We start from the raw sequence: 16,442 nt of genomic DNA, 5'->3' as shown, positions 1-16,442 counted from the left end.
ACGTCAAGACCCACGATGTGACACGTGCATAACGGCGATCAGACCAGGCGGGGTTTTGGGCCTCTCTCTGCGCACCACGTCGCTTCCGCCCCTTTCCGTGGCCGCGAGCCGGGCTCTCCTTGGCGTACGGCCGAGCGGTACGGTGGCCTCCAGCACGGTCGGCGCGAACGAAGTGGATGGGTGAGCCGTGGAACGCGGTGACATGGTGGTCGGCGTCGACGCGGGCGCGACGTCCACGCGGGTGGCCGTGCACGCCCTCGACGGCGGCAGGCTGGGCTACGGCACGGCGGGCGGCGGCAACCCCAGCGCCCACGGGGCTCAGGCGGCGTCCGCGGCGATCGGGGCGGCGCTGACCCGGGCCCTCGAAGGGCTCGACCCCTCGCGCGTGTCCCGCTCGGTCGCGGGCGTGGCGGGCAACAGCCTCACCTTCGGAGCCGTCCTCGACAAGCTGTGGGCCGATCACGGCCTGCCCCTCGGCCCCCGGCTGATGAACGACGTGCCGATCGCCTACGCGGCGGGCTCGGCCGAGCCCTCCGGCACACTGCTGCTGTCGGGCACAGGAGCGGTCGCCGCCCGCTTCACCGCCCACAACCTCGACGAGCTGTCCGACGGGCTCGGCTGGCTGCTGGGCGACGCGGGCTCCGGCTTCTGGATCGGCAGGGCGGGCGCCAAGGCCGTGGTCCACGCACTCGACCGCGGCGAGACGGGCGGGCTGCTGTCCGACCTGGTCGTCGCCCACTTCCTCGGCGACGACCGAGGCCCCACCCCGCGCCGGGAGGCCGAGCGCATCGTCAGGCTCGCCATGGCCGACAGGACCACCCTCGGCCCGCTGGCCGGCATGGTCAGCAGGGCCGCCGCCGAGGGCGACCCGATGGCCTTGGAGATCGCCGAGCGGGCCGCGTCCCACCTGGCCGCCACGGTGGCCAGGGTCTACGACGGCGGCCCGATCGTGCTGGCGGGCTCGGTGCTCACCAACGAAGGGCCGGTACGGCAGGCCGTACAGAGGCTGCTGGAGCAGCGGTGGGAGGCGAAGGTCGCCGTCGCGCGCGACGGCGCGGGAGCGGCCGCCTGGCTGGCGGCGCTCGACCTGCTGCCCGAGGCGGCGGCGACGCGGCTGCATCCCGTCTTCACCGGCTGATCAGCCCTTGACCGCGCCCGCGACCATGCCGGCGCCCACCCTGCGCTGCAGGAACAGGAAGACGACCAGCACCGGCAGCGCGAACAGCGTGGCGGCGGCCATCGTGGCACCCCAGTCGGTGCCGTAGACGTCGCGGAAGGTCGACAGCCAGACCGGCAGCGTCCGCTTGTCCTGGTCCTTGATGATGAGCACGTTGACGAAGGAGAACTCGTTCCACGCGGTGATGAAGCCGAACAGCGAGGTCGCCATGAGGCCTGGCGCGAGCAGCGGGAAGATGACCCGGCGGAACGCGGTGAACCTCGTCGCCCCGTCCACCAGCGCCGCCTCCTCCACCTCGATCGGCACCGCGTCGAGGAAGCCGCGCAACGTCACGATCGTGAACGGCAGCGTGACCATGAAGTAGACGCCCGACAGCATGGCCAGCGAGTCGAGCAGGTCGCTGTCGCGCGCGATGATGAACATCGGCACCAGCAGCGCCTCCCACGGCGCCATCTGCGCGGCGAAGACCGCCACGACGAACACGCCCCTCCCCCTCCAGCGCAGCCGCGCGACCGCGAAGGCGGCCAGCAGCGACACCACCAGGGCCAGCAGGACGGCGGCGCCCGTCACCATCAGGCTGTTGCGCCAGTAGGACCAGAAGCCCTCGGCGCTCATCGCGGTGGCGAAGTGGTCGAGCGTCGGGTTCACGGGCAGCAGTGACGGCGTGTCGGACTGGATGTCCCTGGTCGGCTTGAACGCGGTGACGACCATCCAGTAGACGGGGAAGATCGTCAGCGCGAGCGTGACCAGCGCCGCGCCGTTGAGCGCAGCCTTGCGCATCACGACTCCTGCCTGAGCATCCGCCGCAGGTTGGCGACCAGCGCGACGGCGAGGATGACGACGGTGACGACGGCCACGGCCGAGCCCAGGTCGTACCTGTGCAGTACTCGGGCGATCTTGAAGGCGTAGACGGGCAGCGTGGTGGTCGCGCCGTCGGGGCCGCCCTGGCTGAGCACCCAGATCTGCGGGAAGCACTTGAAGACCCAGATCACCTCCAGCGAGGTGATCAGCGCGAACATCGGGCGCAGGATCGGGAAGACGACCTTGGTGAAGATCTGCCTGCTGGTGCCGCCGTCGATCCTGGCCGACTCGAACAGCTCGCCCGGGATCGTCGTCAGGCCCGCGTACAGGGTGAGGGCGGCGAACGGCACCGACTGCCAGACGACCAGGATCACCAGGACGGCGAACATGGCGCCGCCGTCGGCGAACCAGGAGTAGCCGCGGATGTCCAGCAGCCAGTTGACGATGCCGAGCTCCGACTGGAACAGCCACTGGAAGATGGTGGTGGCCGCGATGATCGGCGTCGCCCACGCCAGGGCCAGGGCGCTCATCAGCGCCACCCTCATGCGGCGGCCCAGCCGCAGCAGCATGAGCGCGACGCCGGTCGACAGTCCGACGATGAGCACCACGTTGACGGCCGTCCAGACAGCGGTCCTGAGCAGGACGCTCCAGAACTCCTCGCCTGTGAGCAGTTCGCGGTAGTTGTCGAGGCCGACGAAGGTGGCGCCGCCCCTGATGAGCTCGCCCATCCTGAAGTGCTGGACGGAGATCACGCCTGCCCTGATCAGCGGGTAGAGCAGGAGCAGCACGCCTGCCACGACCGCGGGGGCGATGAGCAGGTAGGGCCACGGGCTGGTGCGGCGGCGGGCCCGTCTGCGCGCCGGCTGGGGCGTTCGGGCGAGCGGCGGCGCGGGCGCTCGGGTGGCGGCGGGCATGCGCTCCCTCCTGGGATCGTCTCTGGCGTACGGCGGGGACCGTCACCCCTGAAGGTGGTCGCGGGGTGACGGTCCTGGTCTCGGAGGGGTCAGGAACCGCTGTTGAGGGTCGTGGTGATGGACTCCGACACCTTGCGGGCCTCGGCCGCCGCGTCCTTGCCCGTCAGCACCGCCGTCATGTACTGCTTGACGACCGACGTCGCCTCCACCGCCGCCCAGTTGGGCGTGTTGGGCGTGGCCTTGCCGTTGGCCGCTCCCGCCGCCATCGCGGCCGTGCCCTCGTCACCGCTGAGCACGCCGGCCAGCGACGCCCTGTTCGGCACGAAGCTCATCGCCTTGGCCAGCTCGGTCTGGAACTTCTCCCCCGCCAGCGCCTTGACCACCTCGTAGGCGGCGTCGTGGTTCTTCGACGCCTCCGGGATGATCAGGTCGGAGCCGCCGGTGAACACCGCGCCCGGCTTGTCAGCGGTCTTGCCAGGGATGGGGAAGAAGCCCATCTTGCCCTTCATACCGGGCTCGACCTCGAGCACGCGGGCGGCGATGCCGGGCACGGCGATGATCTGCCCGACCCTGCCCTGCGCGAACACCTCGTGCTGCGGCGGGTTGGCCTCGTCGGCGTCCTTCGGCCCCTTGCCGAGCGCCTGGAGCCGCTGGTAGAACTCCATGCCCGCCAGCGCCTGCGGGGTGTCGAGGGCGCCCTTCCACCTGTCGCCCTCCTTGACCGCCAGGTCGCCGCCCTCGTCCCAGATGAAGCCCGCCAGGGCGTACCACGTCTGACCCGTGAGGTAGATGCCCTGGTCGCCGCCCTTGTTGAGCGAGGCGGTGACCTCCAGCCACTCGTCCCTGGTCTTCGGAGGGGCCTTGATGCCCGCCTTCGCCCACAGGTCCTTGTTGTAGACGACGACGCGGTTGGCGGCGTACCAGGGCACGCCGTACTGCTTGCCGTCGATCTTGCCGGGCTCGGCGAGGCCGGGGATCCAGTCCTCGCCCCGCAGGTCGGCGATCTTGCCGGTGAGGTCCCTGACGCCGCCGCTGGCGGAGTACTGCGCGACCTGGGTGTTGCCCACCTCGATCACGTCGGGGGCGTCGGTGCTGGCCAGCGCGGCGGTGACGCGCTCGCCGATGCCGTCCCACGCCTGGATCTGGATGTCGAGGTCGACGCCCTTGTGCGCGGCCTCGTAGTCGGTCTCGAACTGCTTGAGCAGCTCCTGCGTGACGCTGCCGTCCATGATCCAGACGGTCAGCTTGGCGGGGGCCGCGCTCGCGGCGGGCCCGGGGTCCGTGGAACCGCACGCGGTCACCGCGAACAGGGCCGCGAGGGCCAGAAGGCGGTACTTCATGGGGGGTCACCTTCGAATGGAGGGTGGGTACGGCCTGGCCGTACGAGTGTCAGGAGACGGTGTCCTGGAAGGCCGTCCCCGCGGCGCGGAGGGCGTTGACCCTGCTCAGCACACCGGCGGGCGAGACGACCTCGTTCTTGGAGTGGTAGACCCAGTCGACCTGCTGCTGGTAGGCGCGCCTGGTGGATCCGCCCTGCAGGTCGATGAACCACTGGTTGAACATGATCCACATCGGGGTCTCGGGGTAGTAGACGCCGCCGTGGTCGGCGAACAGGTGCCCGTCGACGTAGTACTTGACGCGCCCTCCCGACACCTGGACGACCAGGTCGTGCCAGCCGGAGAAGCTGGTCCTCTCCTCGGTGTGGGTGTTGACCGCCTGCCACGGGTCGGCCTGGTAGGTCTCCCAGCTGGTGGCGTAGAGGATGTTGGCGGGCTCGCCCCATCCGCCGTTCGGCAGGTACTCGAAGTCGAGCTCGCCGTAGTCGGGGTCCATGTTCTGGCGCAGCGGCGTGATGGTGAAGAAGGTCTGCACGACGTGCTCGCCGTCGGGCCCCGTCACGGGGGCGTCGCTGAAGCGCACGCGGGCGGCGTAGGTGCCCTCGAAGAACTTGCGGTTGGCGGTCGAGAGCTCGGTCTGGACGGTGCCCGCGCCGGTGCCGTCGGTGGACGACTCCAGCTGCAGCACGCCGCCGGGGAAGGTGACGGCCGCGGGCGACCAGGTGGCTCCCGGCACGCCCGGTCCTCCTGAGCTGGACCTCACGGTCCATCCGCGCTGTGCGAGCCGCGGGTCGCCCGAGCCGGTGTAGGAGAAGTCGTCGAACAGGACTCCCGCCGAGCCCGTGGGCGGGTCGGTGGGGGTGGGAGTGGGTGTCGGCTCGCCGCCGCCGGGCGGCCTGCCCCAGGCCGGCTGCCCGTTGACGTAGACGGCGGCCTTCTCCCAGTCGGCGTAGCCGGTCTGGACGCCGAAGGAGTAGTCGTCCGACTGGTCGAAGCTCTGCCAGTCGGCGCGGTGGAAGCGCAGTTGCAGGTCGCGCGTGCTGGAGCCGGGCGCCAGCGTCCCCGAGGTGAAGCCCACCTCCAGGTAGCCGTCGCCGAACGTGCCCGTCACCGTCGAGCAGCCCACCACCGCCCACGAGCAGGCGAACCTGTAGGTCTCCGTGCCCGTCAGGTAGTAGCGGATCTTCACCTGGGCGAGCGGCACAGCCGACGTCCCGTCGTTCAGCAGCTGGAACCAGGGCTCGGCCTGGGCGATGGTGGGGGTGGTCGAGGAGTTCTTGTACTGCAGGCGCAGCCCCTGCGCGGCGTTGGCGGGGGCGGCCAGCAGGGCGGCGACGACGGCGAAGGGAAGGGCCAAGGCGAGGAGGATCTTCACGGCTTGATCTCCTTGGGGTCAGCCGCCTCTTCTGATGCGGCCTTCGTAGCGGGCCTCGAGTGCGAGGTTGTGCTCGTCGCCCTCGGGGACGTTCGCCGACAGGTACACCGGCGGCGTCTGTCCTGCCTTCACCAGGTCGCGCACCGCTTCGGCGACGACGAGCTGGACCAGCAGGGCCGAGGTGATCGTGGAGACGGCGCCGACGGCGCCGCCCTCGGGCAGCGGCAGGACGGCGTCGCCGCGTGGAGCCCTGTTGTCGAGGACCACGTCGGCGAGTTCGAACAGCTTGCGCCCCGACGGGTGCCTGGACGGCACGCCGGAGCTGTGCGTGAGCGAGGTGATGGCGATCAGGTCGTGGCCGCGCTCCTTGACCAGGGCGGCCAGTTCGACGACGACGCCGTTGACGCCGGAGTTGGAGATGATCACGAACAGGTCCTCGTCCCTGACCGGCGCGAGGTCGAGGATGCGCGCGGCGAGGCCGGGGTCGCGTTCGAGGTCGTAACGTTCGAGCTCGGCGGGGTCGGCTCCGCCGTACAGGACGATGTCCCTGAGCGCGAGCTTGTTGGTGGGGACGAGACCTCCCGCGCGGCCCGCGATCTCCATCGCGGTGGCCTCGGAGTGCCCCGAACCGAACGCCTGGATCACACCTCCCCTGTCGAGCGCCTTGGTGAAGAGGGCGGCGGCCCTGGGGATCTGGGGGTCGTCGGGGATGGCGGCGACGAGGTCGGCGATATGCCTGGCGTAGTCGGCCGGGTTCACGATTCTCCTTCTGAGAGGCGGTGGCCTTCGACGGCCCTGACGGTCAGGTCGAACGCCTCGCGGGTGCGTTCGTAGGTGCGCTGGGCGACCGAGACGTAGACCACGTCGAGGACGAGCAGCTGGGAGTGGATGGCGGCGAAGCCGTGGGCGCGGAAGGTGGTCTCGCGGCTGGCCGTGGCGAGCACCAGCTCCGACACCTCGGCCAGCGGCGAGCTGGGGTGCGAGGTGACCGCGACGGTGATCGCGCCGTGGCTGCCGGCCTCGGCGAGCACCTCGATGACCTCGCGGGTCCTGCCGCTGTGCGAGATGCCGATGGCCACGTCGCCGTGGCCGAGCAGCGCGGCGTCGCTGAGCGCGGAGTGCGCGTCGGACCTGCTCCACGTGGGGATGCGGATGCGCTGCAGGCGATGCTCCATCTCGCTGGAGACCGCCGCGCTGCTCGACACCCCGAACAGCAGCACCCTGCCCGCGTGGGCGATCGCCTCGGCCACTTTCTCGACCATGGCGAGGTCGAGCTGGGCGGCGGTCTGCTGGATGAGCCTGATGTCGTTGCCCGAGACCACGCCGAGCACCCTGTCCAGACCGTCGTCGGGGAGGATCTCCTGGCCGATGTCGGTCTCCCAGCGCTGCCGCGCCGTCCTGCCCGTCTCGGTGGCGATGGCCACGCGCAGCTCGGCGTAGCCGCCGAAGCCGAGCGCGCGGCAGAACCTGGTGATCGTCGCGGTCGAGGTGCCGCTGCGCTCGGCCAGGTCGACGATCGTCGACCGCGCGGCCTCGGCGGGGTTGGCGAGGATCACCTCGGCGACCTTGCGCAGCGCCTCCGGCTGGTCGGCCTGTTCCGCTCTGATACGGCTCAGCAGTTCCACGCGATGAAAATTATGCTCAACGTCTCGACGGGTCAAGGGTTCTGGAGAATAATTTTTGACATGGCCATGGTGTTAGGAGTGGACGCGGGCGGGACGTCGACCCGCGCGGCGGTGCTGTCCCTCGAAGGCGAGGTGGTGGGCAGGGGGCTCGCCGGGTGCGGCAACCCGATGGCGGCGGGTGCGCGGGTGGCTTTCGGCAACCTTCGCACCGCCGTTGAGCAGGCCCTCGGTGCGGCGGACCGCTCCTTGATCAAGAGGGGCGTCGTGGGCCTCGCGGGCTCGGGGCTGCTGCGCGAGCCGTCGGCGATGGCGGCGTTCACGGCGGTGTTCTCCGACCTTCCGGTGGTTCCCAGGGCGGCGGGGGACGTCGTGGTGACGTTCGCCGCAGGTACCCCCGCGGCCGACGGCACCGTTCTGGTGTCGGGGACGGGCGCCATCGCGGCAAAAATTATTGACCGCGCTCAGGGGCGGCTCGCCGACGGGTACGGATGGCTCCTCGGCGATGAGGGGTCGGGGTTCTGGCTCGGGAGGGCCGCGGCGAGGGTGACGGTGCGGGAGCTCAACGCGGGTACGCCAGGCCTGCTCACCCGCCTGGTCACCGAGCACCTTCTCCCCTCCTCGCCCCCCTTCGTGCACCACCCGCCCGGCGACTCCACTGCGCCTGCCCTTTCGCACCTCCCGCCCGGTGACTCCGCCGGTGCTGCTGACCGGGACGCCACGGGGCTGGGGAGGGTCGATCAGGTCGGCGAGCTGGTGGACAGGATCGCGGCCACCGTCCAGTCCAGGCCGCCGCTCGCGCTGGCCGAGCTGGCCCCCCTCGTGAGCAGGGCCGCCGCCGACGGCGACCCCGCCGCGCTGTCGATCGTCGAGGCCGCCGCCACCAGGCTGGCCCGTACCGCCTCCGAGGTGCGCGAGCCTCTCGACCGCTCCCCCCTCGTGCTGGCAGGAAGCGTGCTGACCAGCGGAGGTCCCGTCCAGCAGTCCGTGAGGGAGCTGCTCGGACGGCGGTGGGCGGCGGCCCCGATCACGGTGGCGAAGGACGGAGCGGGAGCGGCGGCGTGGCTGGCCGCACTGGACCTCCTCGGCCCCTCGCGCGCGGCGGCGCTGCACTCCCGCTTCGTCGGCTAGTCCTCCAGTGCCGATCCCCGTGATCTCAAAGGGTCCCTGGAGTACGGGGCAAAGAGCTACGCGGGCGACCGCGCGAAGTCGCTCGGCGGGTGGCCGCCGATTAATTCGACACCGTTAGGCATCGCCTGTCCGAATAGATATTTCAAGCATATTCCCTTATATAGTCCGGGCTTTGTCCGCGTGATATCGTCCTTTCTCGCGAACCACCCCCGCGGGAGCCATTCGTGACGAGACGCCGCCGGCTCGCACAGGCGACACTCATCCTCGGCCTGTTCCTGACCGTCAGCGCCGTCACTGCTCACTTTCTGCTGCGCTCCCCCGACTCGGTCGCGCTCGACGTGCGGTCCGACACCCGGTTGGTGCCGCTGTCGCTGCCAGGGACGGCCGAGGGGCAGTGTGCCGACGGGGTGTGCCGGTCCACGTACACCGTGGAGAAGGCGCCGCGGACGCGATCGGTCAGCGTCGTGCCCCGCGGGGCGCTGCCCGCCGGAGTACGGCTTGCCTACTGGGGCTGCCTCGAAGGGCCAGGCGCAGCCATCTGCACGGTTCCTTCCGACCGCGACGGATCCGTCTGTGTGACCACGACCGGGCCCGCCGACGTGGCCCGCAGGCCGTGCGGCACCGTGCCCGTCCCCGCCTCCACCGTCGGCCGGGCGGGGATCCTGTCGGTGGTACTCAACACCAAGTGGCGGGTCAGGGTGTCCGGAAACTTCACCGAGCCCTGCTCCAACGGCGGCGTCGCGGGACGGAGGTGCGAGATCTCCATCGTGCCCGGCAAGATCTACCACCTGCGCGCCCGGTTCGAGCGGGCCAATGATCCGTACCCCGAGGCGGCGCGCACGTGGGACCTCCACGTGGCGACATACGAGGGGTGCGACAGCGGTGCCGGATACGCCGACGCGATCACCTGCATCGTGTACGGCGCCGGCGGGGCCAAGACCGTATGTCTGTCCACCCTCGACCCCATGGAGCAGGAATTGTCCCGCAAATGCGCCGAAAAAGAGCAGGTTCCATGATTGGGCGAAACAAAAAATATGCTTTCATTGCGGCGTTAATCGGGGCGCTCGGGGGGTGCGGCGGAACCGGCGGCCCGGCCGAAAAGGCCGCCACGACTCCCGCCTCCCCGCCTGCCCAGGGCGTGCCGCTGGTCGTGCTCATGCCGACAGCGTGGAGCGGCGGCATCGGCACGGACCTGCCCGGCCAGACGTTCTGCGCCGATGTCCGCGAGCGCGGCAAGCCGCCGCCTCAGGCCGTGGCCTGCCGGTTCGTCGCTCCTGAGGGCACAGTCGTGCGCCTCACGGCCAAGGCTCGCGACCGTCACCCCGCCCTGGTCCACGAGTTCGACACCCTCAGGCTCGACCTGTGCAGGAACGGGGAGTGGTCGGCCAGCAGCCGTACCGCCACCTGCACGATCACCGTGAAGACCGGCACAGTGCTCTGTCTGAGCTCCAACGACCCCACTGAGGCCATGGTCCGTATCGCCTGCCCGTGGGCCGAGCAGGGCGCCGCCGCGCTGCCGGCCACCGCGCCGCCCGGGTTCACCTTCGGCCCGCATACCGCACTCACCTACGACGCGTTGCTGAGCTGAGCCATGACGGCCGACGAGCAGCGACACCTGATGCGCGAGGGGATGCGCGACCGGCTCGGCCGGTGGGCTCGCTCCTCCGGCAGGGGGCTGCGCCGCTGGTCCCCTCCCACCCTGATCGGGGTGCTGGCGACGGGGGCGCTTGTCCCGCTGCTGCCCACGGCGGGCGTGGCCGTCGGGGGCGTGCTCGGGGCTGCGCTCGGCGTGCTGGCTTCGGTCGGCGCGAACGTGCTCACCGACGTGCTCAAGGGGGCCGTCGAGACCATCAAGCCGGGCCAGCCCCCGGAGGCGCTGGAGGCGGAGGTCCAGCGGCGCATCGAGGAGGCGCTGGAGGCGGACGACGAGGTGGCCGGGTTGCTCCGCGCCGACATCGCCCGCGTCCTGCAGGAGGTCGGCGTCGTCAGCACGCTGGTCAACGAGGCGGTCGAGCTCGGCGACCGCGAGCTGCAGTCCCAGCTCATGACCGGACTGACCGCGCTGGGCGAGGAGTTCGGCGAGTTCCGGTTCCTGGTCGGCGACGTGGCCGCCGCGCTGAACGCGATGCAGGGCAGCATCGACCGGCAGGGAGCCAAGCAGCGCCAGATCATCGACCTGCTGCACCAGCAGTCGGCCAGCACCCGGCTCATGCGCGAGGACCTGGCGGCGCTCAGACGGCGCAGGGGTGGCGGCAGGCAGGCGCCCCCTGAGCGATGGAAGGGCGGGGCGCCGTACCGGGGGCTGATGCCTTTCGGCGAGGGCGACTCGGCGGTCTTCCACGGGCGCACGCAGGCCGTTGCCGAGCTGGTCGGCATTCTGGCCGCCCGGCTGACGGGTGTCGGCCTGGTGGTGGTGACCGGAGTGTCCGGCGTCGGCAAGTCGTCGCTGCTGCGTGCCGGGCTGCTACCCGCGCTGGCGCGCGAGGCGTTGTCGGCCGAGGCCGCCGCGTGGCCCCGGATGGTGATCACACCGACCCGTTCGCCGCTGGATGTGCTGGCAGTACATCTCGCGGCGATGTCGGGAGCCGATCCAGTCGCGCTGCGCGAGCGGCTGGCGCTGGCCCCCGACCAGGCGCGGCTGTTGGCCAGGCAGGCTGTACTCGCCGAGACCATGCGCCGCCAGGCGGTGGGCGGCAGGAATGAGGAGCTGCGGCTGGTCCTCGTGGTGGACCAGTTCGAGGAGCTGTTCGCGCCCGACGGGCCGCCGGAGGAGGAGGCCGCCGCGTTCGTCGCGGCCCTGCACGCCGCCGCGTCCCCCGTAGGGGACGGCGGCGAGGCCCCGCCCGCGCTGGTGGTACTCGGAGTCCGCGGTGACCAGGCCGCGCGCTGCGCCCGCTACCCACCGCTGCGGCAGGCGTTGCAGGACAGCCAGTTCGTCCTGGCCCCGATGGACGAGACGGGGCTGCGGCAGGCCATCACCGGCCCCGCGGACGCCGCAGGGCTTCGCATCGGCAGGCGGCTGGTCGAGACCGTCCTTGCCGAGCTGCGCAACTCGGCGCCGGACGCCGAGACGGGCGCGCTGCCGCTGCTGTCCCAGGCGATGCTCATGACCTGGGAGAGACACAAAGGCGACGAGCTGACCGTCGGCGACTACGAATTGTCCGGCGGGGTGCGCGGTGCCGTGGAGATGGCGGCGGAGGAGGCGTACGCCGCGCTGGCACCGCAGGACCGCGAGGTGGCCCGCGACGTACTGCGCCGACTGACCCTGATCGACCGCGATGGGCGGGCGCTCTGCCGTCGGGTGCCGTTGGAGAGCCTGCCGGAGCGGGCCGGACCGGTGCTGACGGAGTTCGCAGGGAAGCGGCTGGTCGTGCTGGGAAAGGGCACCGCCGAACCCGCCCACCAGGTGCTGCTGACCGCTTGGCCGCGACTGCGCAGGTGGCTTGAGACCGACGCCGACGAGTGGAAGCTGCACGGCCGCCTGGCCCACGACGCCGACCAGTGGCTGCGCGCCGAGCGTGACCCGTCGTTCCTCTACGGCGGACGACAGCTCAGGGCGGTCCGGCTGGCGGCGGAGGGCTGGCGGTCCGACCCCGGCCGTTATCCCACGCTGGAGGACACCGCTCGGGAGTTCCTCGACGCCTCCTCCGAGGCCGAGGCCGCGCGCGGCCGGCGACAGCGCCTGACGCTGGGCGGAGTGGCGGCGCTTCTGGTGGTGGCGCTGGTAGCAGCGCTCCTGGCGGTGCTGGCGGACAGGGAGGTGGACCGCGGGCAGGCCGAACGGCTCTCCCGTCGGCTGGCCGCACGCAGCGTGGCCGACCCCGATCCGGTGGCCGCCGCGCTCTTGGCGGCGGCCGCCTGGCAGGCCGCGCACACCGACGAAGCCCGCTACAGCCTGCGTGCCGTGGCCGCGGGCCCACACCGCGGCACGCTGGAGGCTCACCTGGGCGGCGCGAACGCGGTCGCGTTCAGCCCCGACGGCAGGCTGCTGGCCAGCGCAGGTGCCGACAGCCTGATCAGGCTCTGGGACCCCGCCACGCGCAGGCCCGTCGGCAGACCGCTGGCGGGGCACTCCGAGGAGGTCACCTCGCTCGCGTTCAGCCGCGACGGCCGCACGCTCGCCAGCGCGGGCCGAGACCGCACGGTCCAGGTGTGGGACGTAAGTTCGGGCAGTCGGGCCGCGACACTGGCGGTCGGCGACAGCGGCCCCATCGCATTCGGCACGGACGGGGCGACGGTCTTCACCGGCACCCGCCTGTGGGACCTGGCCACGCGCGGCCCTGTCGGCGAGCCTCTTGCCACCACCGCGTCCGCGGTCGCCCACAGCCCGGACGGCCGCATGGTCGCCACCGCCGACGAGCACGGCACGGTACGCCTGTGGGACACCGCCATCCGTCGCCAGAGCGGCCCGGACCTGACCGGTGCGGGCCGTCCGCTGGCCTTCGGCGGGAAGTACCTGCTCACCGCCGGAGACTCGGGGCTCCGCCTCTGGACGGCCGCCACCGGCAGGGCGGCGGGAGACCTCCCCGGCTGCCCGGCGGGGACGGGAGCGGACAGCGCCGCGTTCAGCGCCGACGCGGGCATGCTCGCCCTCGGCTGCAGCGACCGCACGCTGCGGCTGTGGGACGTAGCCGCCCGGCAGCCGCTAGGCGAGCCGATCCGTGGCCACACCGACGTCCTCACCTCGATCGCGTTCAGCCACAACGGCGCGACGGTGGCCACGGCGAGCGGTGACGGCACAGTTCGGCTGTGGAACTCCCGTCCTCCGCTGCTGCTGTCGGTGCCCGAGCGAAACGGTCCTATGGCGCTCGACCCACGCGGGACGGCGCTGGCCACAGGCGGTGTGGGCAACGGCGACTGGAGGGTCACGCTTTGGGAGCCGTCCACGGGGCGCGGCACCGCGCTGGGCGGGCACAAGAGCTGGACCACCGCCCTGGCGTTCAGCCGCGACGGTACGAGGCTGGCCGCCGCGACCGACGACGCCGTTCGAATCTGGGACCTGCCCGGTGGACAGGCACGCACGGTGCTGGTGGGCGGCGACGTGCAGACGCTGGCCTTCTCCGCCGATGGCCGGTCACTGCTGGCGGGAGGGTCGAGGGCCGGCTACGAGGTGGTTCAGTGGGACGTCGCGTCCGGCCGCAGGCTGCGGACGTACCGGCCGGCAGTGGACACGCCGCCGCAGGGCCATCTGACACTCAGCCCCGACGGGCGCCTGCTGGCCACGGCCGCGGGACGAGTCGCCCTGCTGTGGGACCTCGCGACAGGTCGGCCCGCGGGCGCGCCATTGAGCGGCCACGCCGACCTGGTCAACGACATCGCCTTCAGCCCCGACGGCGGACTGGTCGCCACGGCGGGCTCCGACCGGACGGTCAGGCTGTGGAACGCCGCCACCGGGCGACCCTCCCGCGAGCCGCTGACCGGGCACGGCGACGACGTGCTGGCCGTGGCGTTCAGCGCCGACGGCCGCGTGCTCGCGTCGGGCGGGAGGGACCGGACCGTTCGGGTGTGGGACGCCGCCACCCGGTCGGCGATCGGCCGGCCGCTGACGGGGGCCAGGGACTTCGTGACGGATCTCGCCTTCCTCTCGAAGCCGGGCGTGCTCGCCTCCGTCGACGGCACGGGGACGCTGCGGCTATGGGCCACGGGGGAACCTCCGGACCTGGAGGCGGCGGCCTGTGCGGCGGCGGGCCGCTCGATGACGCGGACGGAGTGGGAGCGGTACGCGCCCGGAGAGACGTTCGTGCCGGTCTGCGAGCGTCCAGGGGCCTTCCCTGCCGTACCCGTCTTCCCTTCGCCGCGGCCCGTCGCCACGCCCGGCGAGCCGAAGGCCACCGCCGTGCGGGCGAGCGCCGCCCAACTCGCCGGGAGCTATACGTTCGTGCTGGACACAGAGCGCACCAAGGCGGCGTTCCTGCCGGAGGCCCCGGCGCAGACGTATCCGCTGCAGCAGGAGCTGGATCGGCTGGCCGGGATCTACCAGGCCGACGGCTCCGTCCGGTTGGAGGCGGCCTGTGGCGGACCCGCCTGCGCGCTGCGCCTGAAGGGCTTCGCAGGCGAGGCACCCATCATGCTGCGCCGCACCTCGCAGGGGACCTTCCGGGGCGGGCGCGGCGACCGGAGCTGGACCCTCGAGCCCGGCGCCGTGGACGCTGGGCGGGTGACGGCCTTCTCACTCACCTACCGGGTGACAGACCCGTCAGGCGAGTACGGCGGCTCGCACGGCTTCCGGGCCGCCAGGGCGGCGGGTCCTTGATCTCCTTGAGCACGAAGACGTGGACGAGGGGGAGACCAACGCCATCGCCCACGTGTACGACGGCAGGGCGGCCGACGGACGAACCACCTCGGCGGCCGTCCGCACGCCATCTCACGCCCAAGGATCTCGAAGCGTCACTGGGGTACTAGTCGAGGTCGGCCGGCTTGGGACCGTCGTAGACCGGGTTCTTCTCCAGCCGCTCCTTCGTCACCAACAGCCTGACCTCGTCGGCCGACAGCGCCTGGGCCTCCCACACGATCCAGTCGTCCCCGACGGAGTCCGGCTGCTTGTGAGGGTTGTACCCGTAGCCGCCGCCCTCGTTCGGGTCGATCACCGTGACCACCGACTTGATCCCGCGCTCGGCCGCCTCCTTGCGCACCTCACCCACCGTGCGCTCGTCCACCTTGAGCCCGTGCAGCGCCTCACCCTCGCTGGTGGCCGGCGCCCAGTTGTCGTACCGCTCACCCGGCTGCGCCGTACGGCCGAGGTAGACCACGCCCTTGCCGGTGTAGCCCACGTCCACCGTGACCGCCAGCGCGCAGCCGGGGGTGCCCATCTGGCACCCCTCTGGCTCGAGGCCGCCGCCGAGGCCCTTACCCGGGGTGGTGCCTCCGGAGCCGCCGATGCGCACGACCTTCCCGACCCCGGTCGGGGACGACGGCAGCAGCGTGAGCGCGACATTCAGGCCCACCGCCTTGAACGCCTCCGCGTACTTGGCGTGGTCGGCGTAGGGGTCCTTGACCTTGGCCACCCACTGGTCGCCGCGCCGCTCGATCTCCATGGCCGCGTTCGCGTATGACGTGGCCAGCCCGGGCCCGTCCGTCAGCAGCCCTGGACCGACCACCGCCGCTGCCGCCAGCGCCGACACCGCCACCCCCGCCATCACGAACCTGCGCACGCGGCGCGGCCGTACGGCGGGCTCGTGGACGCGCTCGGCCTCCATGATCGTCTCCAGCAGCGTCCGCGCCCCCGCGCCGGACGCCCGTCCCCTCAGGTCCTCGTCACGCACCCTGGCCAGACCGCCGACCTGGTCATCCACGTTCGTCATCGTTGCCTCCCCGCAAGAGCTACCCGGTCGACCTGGACGCCCGCCGCCTCCAGCGCGCGGGCGAAGCGCTTGCGCGCTCGGTGCAGCCTGATCCGTACGGCGTTGCGCGAGCAGCCGAGCACGGCGGCTATCTCACCGCGCTCCAGCCCCTCCCAGCCGACGAGCGCGAGCAGTTCGCGGTCGTCGGCTGGGAGATCTCTGAAGGCCATGGCGATGACTCCGCGCTCGACCGAGGCGTCCGGCGTGGTGGCGTAGAGGTCGGCCAGGTCGAGATCGAGCTCCACGGTGCGAGCCTGGTGCCTGGCCGTGCCTCTGCGGTGGTTGGCCAGCACGTTGCGGGCCACGCCGTACAGCCAGAGGCGCGCCCCGTCCCCGCCTGGCAGCTGGTCGATCCGCCGCCAGGCGATGGCGAAGGTCTCCGCCACGACGTCGGCCGCGTCGTCGGGTGAGGCACAGCGTCGTACGGCGTAGCCCAGGATCTGCTCGTAGGTGTCGGCATAGACGGCCTCGAACCTGGACCTGCGACGTTCATCCACGGGCGATTCCCACGATCAGCCTCCTGGGTTACGAAATGTCGGACACCTCTCCATGTCGAAACCCCGGCCACCATTTCACCGGCCATCAGAACCGGACTTCGGACACCTCTCCATGTCGAAACCCCGGCCACCATTTCACCGGCCATCAGAACCGGACTTCGGACCCCGGCCACGCGCCCCCAGGGCCCCACCGTGACGCCGGCCGTCTTCATCCGGGACGATCACGACCGGCGCGCTGAGGAGAAGGG

General features: G+C 71.7%; 13 protein-coding genes. 5 read left to right on the top strand and 8 right to left on the bottom strand.

Going from position 1 to position 16,442, the window contains the following annotated elements; genetic code table 11:
* The first annotated feature begins 187 nt into the window (after positions 1-187).
* Positions 188-1,138, top strand: coding sequence for an N-acetylglucosamine kinase (locus ABFX55_RS45965; RefSeq protein ID WP_346130143.1), 951 nt, complete (start codon positions 188-190; stop codon positions 1,136-1,138).
* Here the strand turns inward: ABFX55_RS45965 and ABFX55_RS45960 are convergent, their stop codons facing one another.
* From ABFX55_RS45960 to ABFX55_RS45935, 6 genes are all read right to left on the bottom strand, one after another.
* Complete coding sequence (locus tag ABFX55_RS45960; RefSeq protein WP_346130142.1) at positions 1,139-1,957, bottom strand: carbohydrate ABC transporter permease; 819 nt, start codon at positions 1,955-1,957, stop codon at positions 1,139-1,141.
* Positions 1,957-2,892, bottom strand: coding sequence for a carbohydrate ABC transporter permease (locus ABFX55_RS45955; protein WP_346130140.1), 936 nt, complete (start codon positions 2,890-2,892; stop codon positions 1,957-1,959). The genes ABFX55_RS45960 and ABFX55_RS45955 overlap by 1 nt, the downstream gene beginning before the upstream one ends.
* 89 nt (positions 2,893-2,981) lie before the next feature.
* Positions 2,982-4,232, bottom strand: a complete 1,251-nt coding sequence (locus ABFX55_RS45950) for an extracellular solute-binding protein (protein ID WP_346130138.1) — start codon at positions 4,230-4,232, stop codon at positions 2,982-2,984.
* Positions 4,233-4,281: 49 nt separating this feature from the next.
* Positions 4,282-5,604, bottom strand: a complete 1,323-nt coding sequence (locus ABFX55_RS45945) for a cellulose binding domain-containing protein (RefSeq protein ID WP_346130137.1) — start codon at positions 5,602-5,604, stop codon at positions 4,282-4,284.
* 18 nt (positions 5,605-5,622) lie between these two features.
* Positions 5,623-6,363: an SIS domain-containing protein gene (locus ABFX55_RS45940; RefSeq protein WP_312895856.1), complete on the bottom strand. Its 741-nt coding sequence runs from the start codon at positions 6,361-6,363 to the stop codon at positions 5,623-5,625.
* Positions 6,360-7,229 carry a MurR/RpiR family transcriptional regulator gene (locus tag ABFX55_RS45935; RefSeq protein WP_183657165.1) on the bottom strand — a complete coding sequence of 290 codons (870 nt, stop codon included), beginning with the start codon at positions 7,227-7,229 and terminating at the stop codon, positions 6,360-6,362. Before ABFX55_RS45935 ends, ABFX55_RS45940 begins: the two co-directional genes overlap by 4 nt.
* 60 nt (positions 7,230-7,289) lie before the next feature.
* Here ABFX55_RS45935 and ABFX55_RS45930 point away from each other — a divergent pair, with 60 nt between their 5' ends.
* The 4 genes from ABFX55_RS45930 to ABFX55_RS45915 all read left to right on the top strand — a co-directional run bounded on the left by ABFX55_RS45930 (position 7,290) and on the right by ABFX55_RS45915 (position 14,610).
* Positions 7,290-8,357, top strand: a complete 1,068-nt coding sequence (locus tag ABFX55_RS45930; protein ID WP_346130135.1) for an N-acetylglucosamine kinase — start codon at positions 7,290-7,292, stop codon at positions 8,355-8,357.
* 224 nt (positions 8,358-8,581) lie between these two features.
* Positions 8,582-9,373, top strand: a complete 792-nt coding sequence (locus ABFX55_RS45925) for a hypothetical protein (protein ID WP_346130133.1) — start codon at positions 8,582-8,584, stop codon at positions 9,371-9,373.
* Positions 9,370-9,945, top strand: coding sequence for a hypothetical protein (locus tag ABFX55_RS45920; RefSeq protein ID WP_346130132.1), 576 nt, complete (start codon positions 9,370-9,372; stop codon positions 9,943-9,945). The genes ABFX55_RS45925 and ABFX55_RS45920 overlap by 4 nt, the downstream gene beginning before the upstream one ends.
* 3 nt (positions 9,946-9,948) lie before the next feature.
* Complete coding sequence (locus tag ABFX55_RS45915; protein WP_346130131.1) at positions 9,949-14,610, top strand: nSTAND1 domain-containing NTPase; 4,662 nt, start codon at positions 9,949-9,951, stop codon at positions 14,608-14,610.
* Positions 14,611-14,755: 145 nt separating this feature from the next.
* Here the strand turns inward: ABFX55_RS45915 and ABFX55_RS45910 are convergent, their stop codons facing one another.
* Both ABFX55_RS45910 and ABFX55_RS45905 read right to left on the bottom strand, forming a co-directional pair.
* Positions 14,756-15,658 (bottom strand): hypothetical protein, encoded by a 903-nt coding sequence (locus ABFX55_RS45910; protein WP_346130130.1) that lies wholly within the window; start codon positions 15,656-15,658, stop codon positions 14,756-14,758.
* A complete protein-coding gene (locus ABFX55_RS45905; protein WP_346130128.1) occupies positions 15,655-16,194 on the bottom strand; it encodes an RNA polymerase sigma factor in 540 nt (179 codons plus the stop codon). The genes ABFX55_RS45910 and ABFX55_RS45905 overlap by 4 nt, the downstream gene beginning before the upstream one ends.
* Positions 16,195-16,442: the final 248 nt, after the last annotated feature.

Source organism: Nonomuraea roseola (assembly GCF_039535395.1).
GTDB lineage: Bacteria > Actinomycetota > Actinomycetes > Streptosporangiales > Streptosporangiaceae > Nonomuraea > Nonomuraea roseola.
Note: the sequence above shows the minus strand (reverse complement) of the source record. Positions and strands in the feature narration are given on the sequence as shown.

Coding starts and splice junctions, on each gene's coding strand:
- ABFX55_RS45960 (WP_346130142.1), bottom strand. CDS start 1,957: ATGCGCAAGGCTGCGCTCAACGGCGCGGCGCTGGTCACGCTCGCGCTG.
- ABFX55_RS45955 (WP_346130140.1), bottom strand. CDS start 2,892: ATGCCCGCCGCCACCCGAGCGCCCGCGCCGCCGCTCGCCCGAACGCCC.
- ABFX55_RS45950 (WP_346130138.1), bottom strand. CDS start 4,232: ATGAAGTACCGCCTTCTGGCCCTCGCGGCCCTGTTCGCGGTGACCGCG.
- ABFX55_RS45930 (WP_346130135.1), top strand. CDS start 7,290: ATGGCCATGGTGTTAGGAGTGGACGCGGGCGGGACGTCGACCCGCGCG.
- ABFX55_RS45920 (WP_346130132.1), top strand. CDS start 9,370: ATGATTGGGCGAAACAAAAAATATGCTTTCATTGCGGCGTTAATCGGG.
- ABFX55_RS45915 (WP_346130131.1), top strand. CDS start 9,949: ATGACGGCCGACGAGCAGCGACACCTGATGCGCGAGGGGATGCGCGAC.
- ABFX55_RS45910 (WP_346130130.1), bottom strand. CDS start 15,658: ATGACGAACGTGGATGACCAGGTCGGCGGTCTGGCCAGGGTGCGTGAC.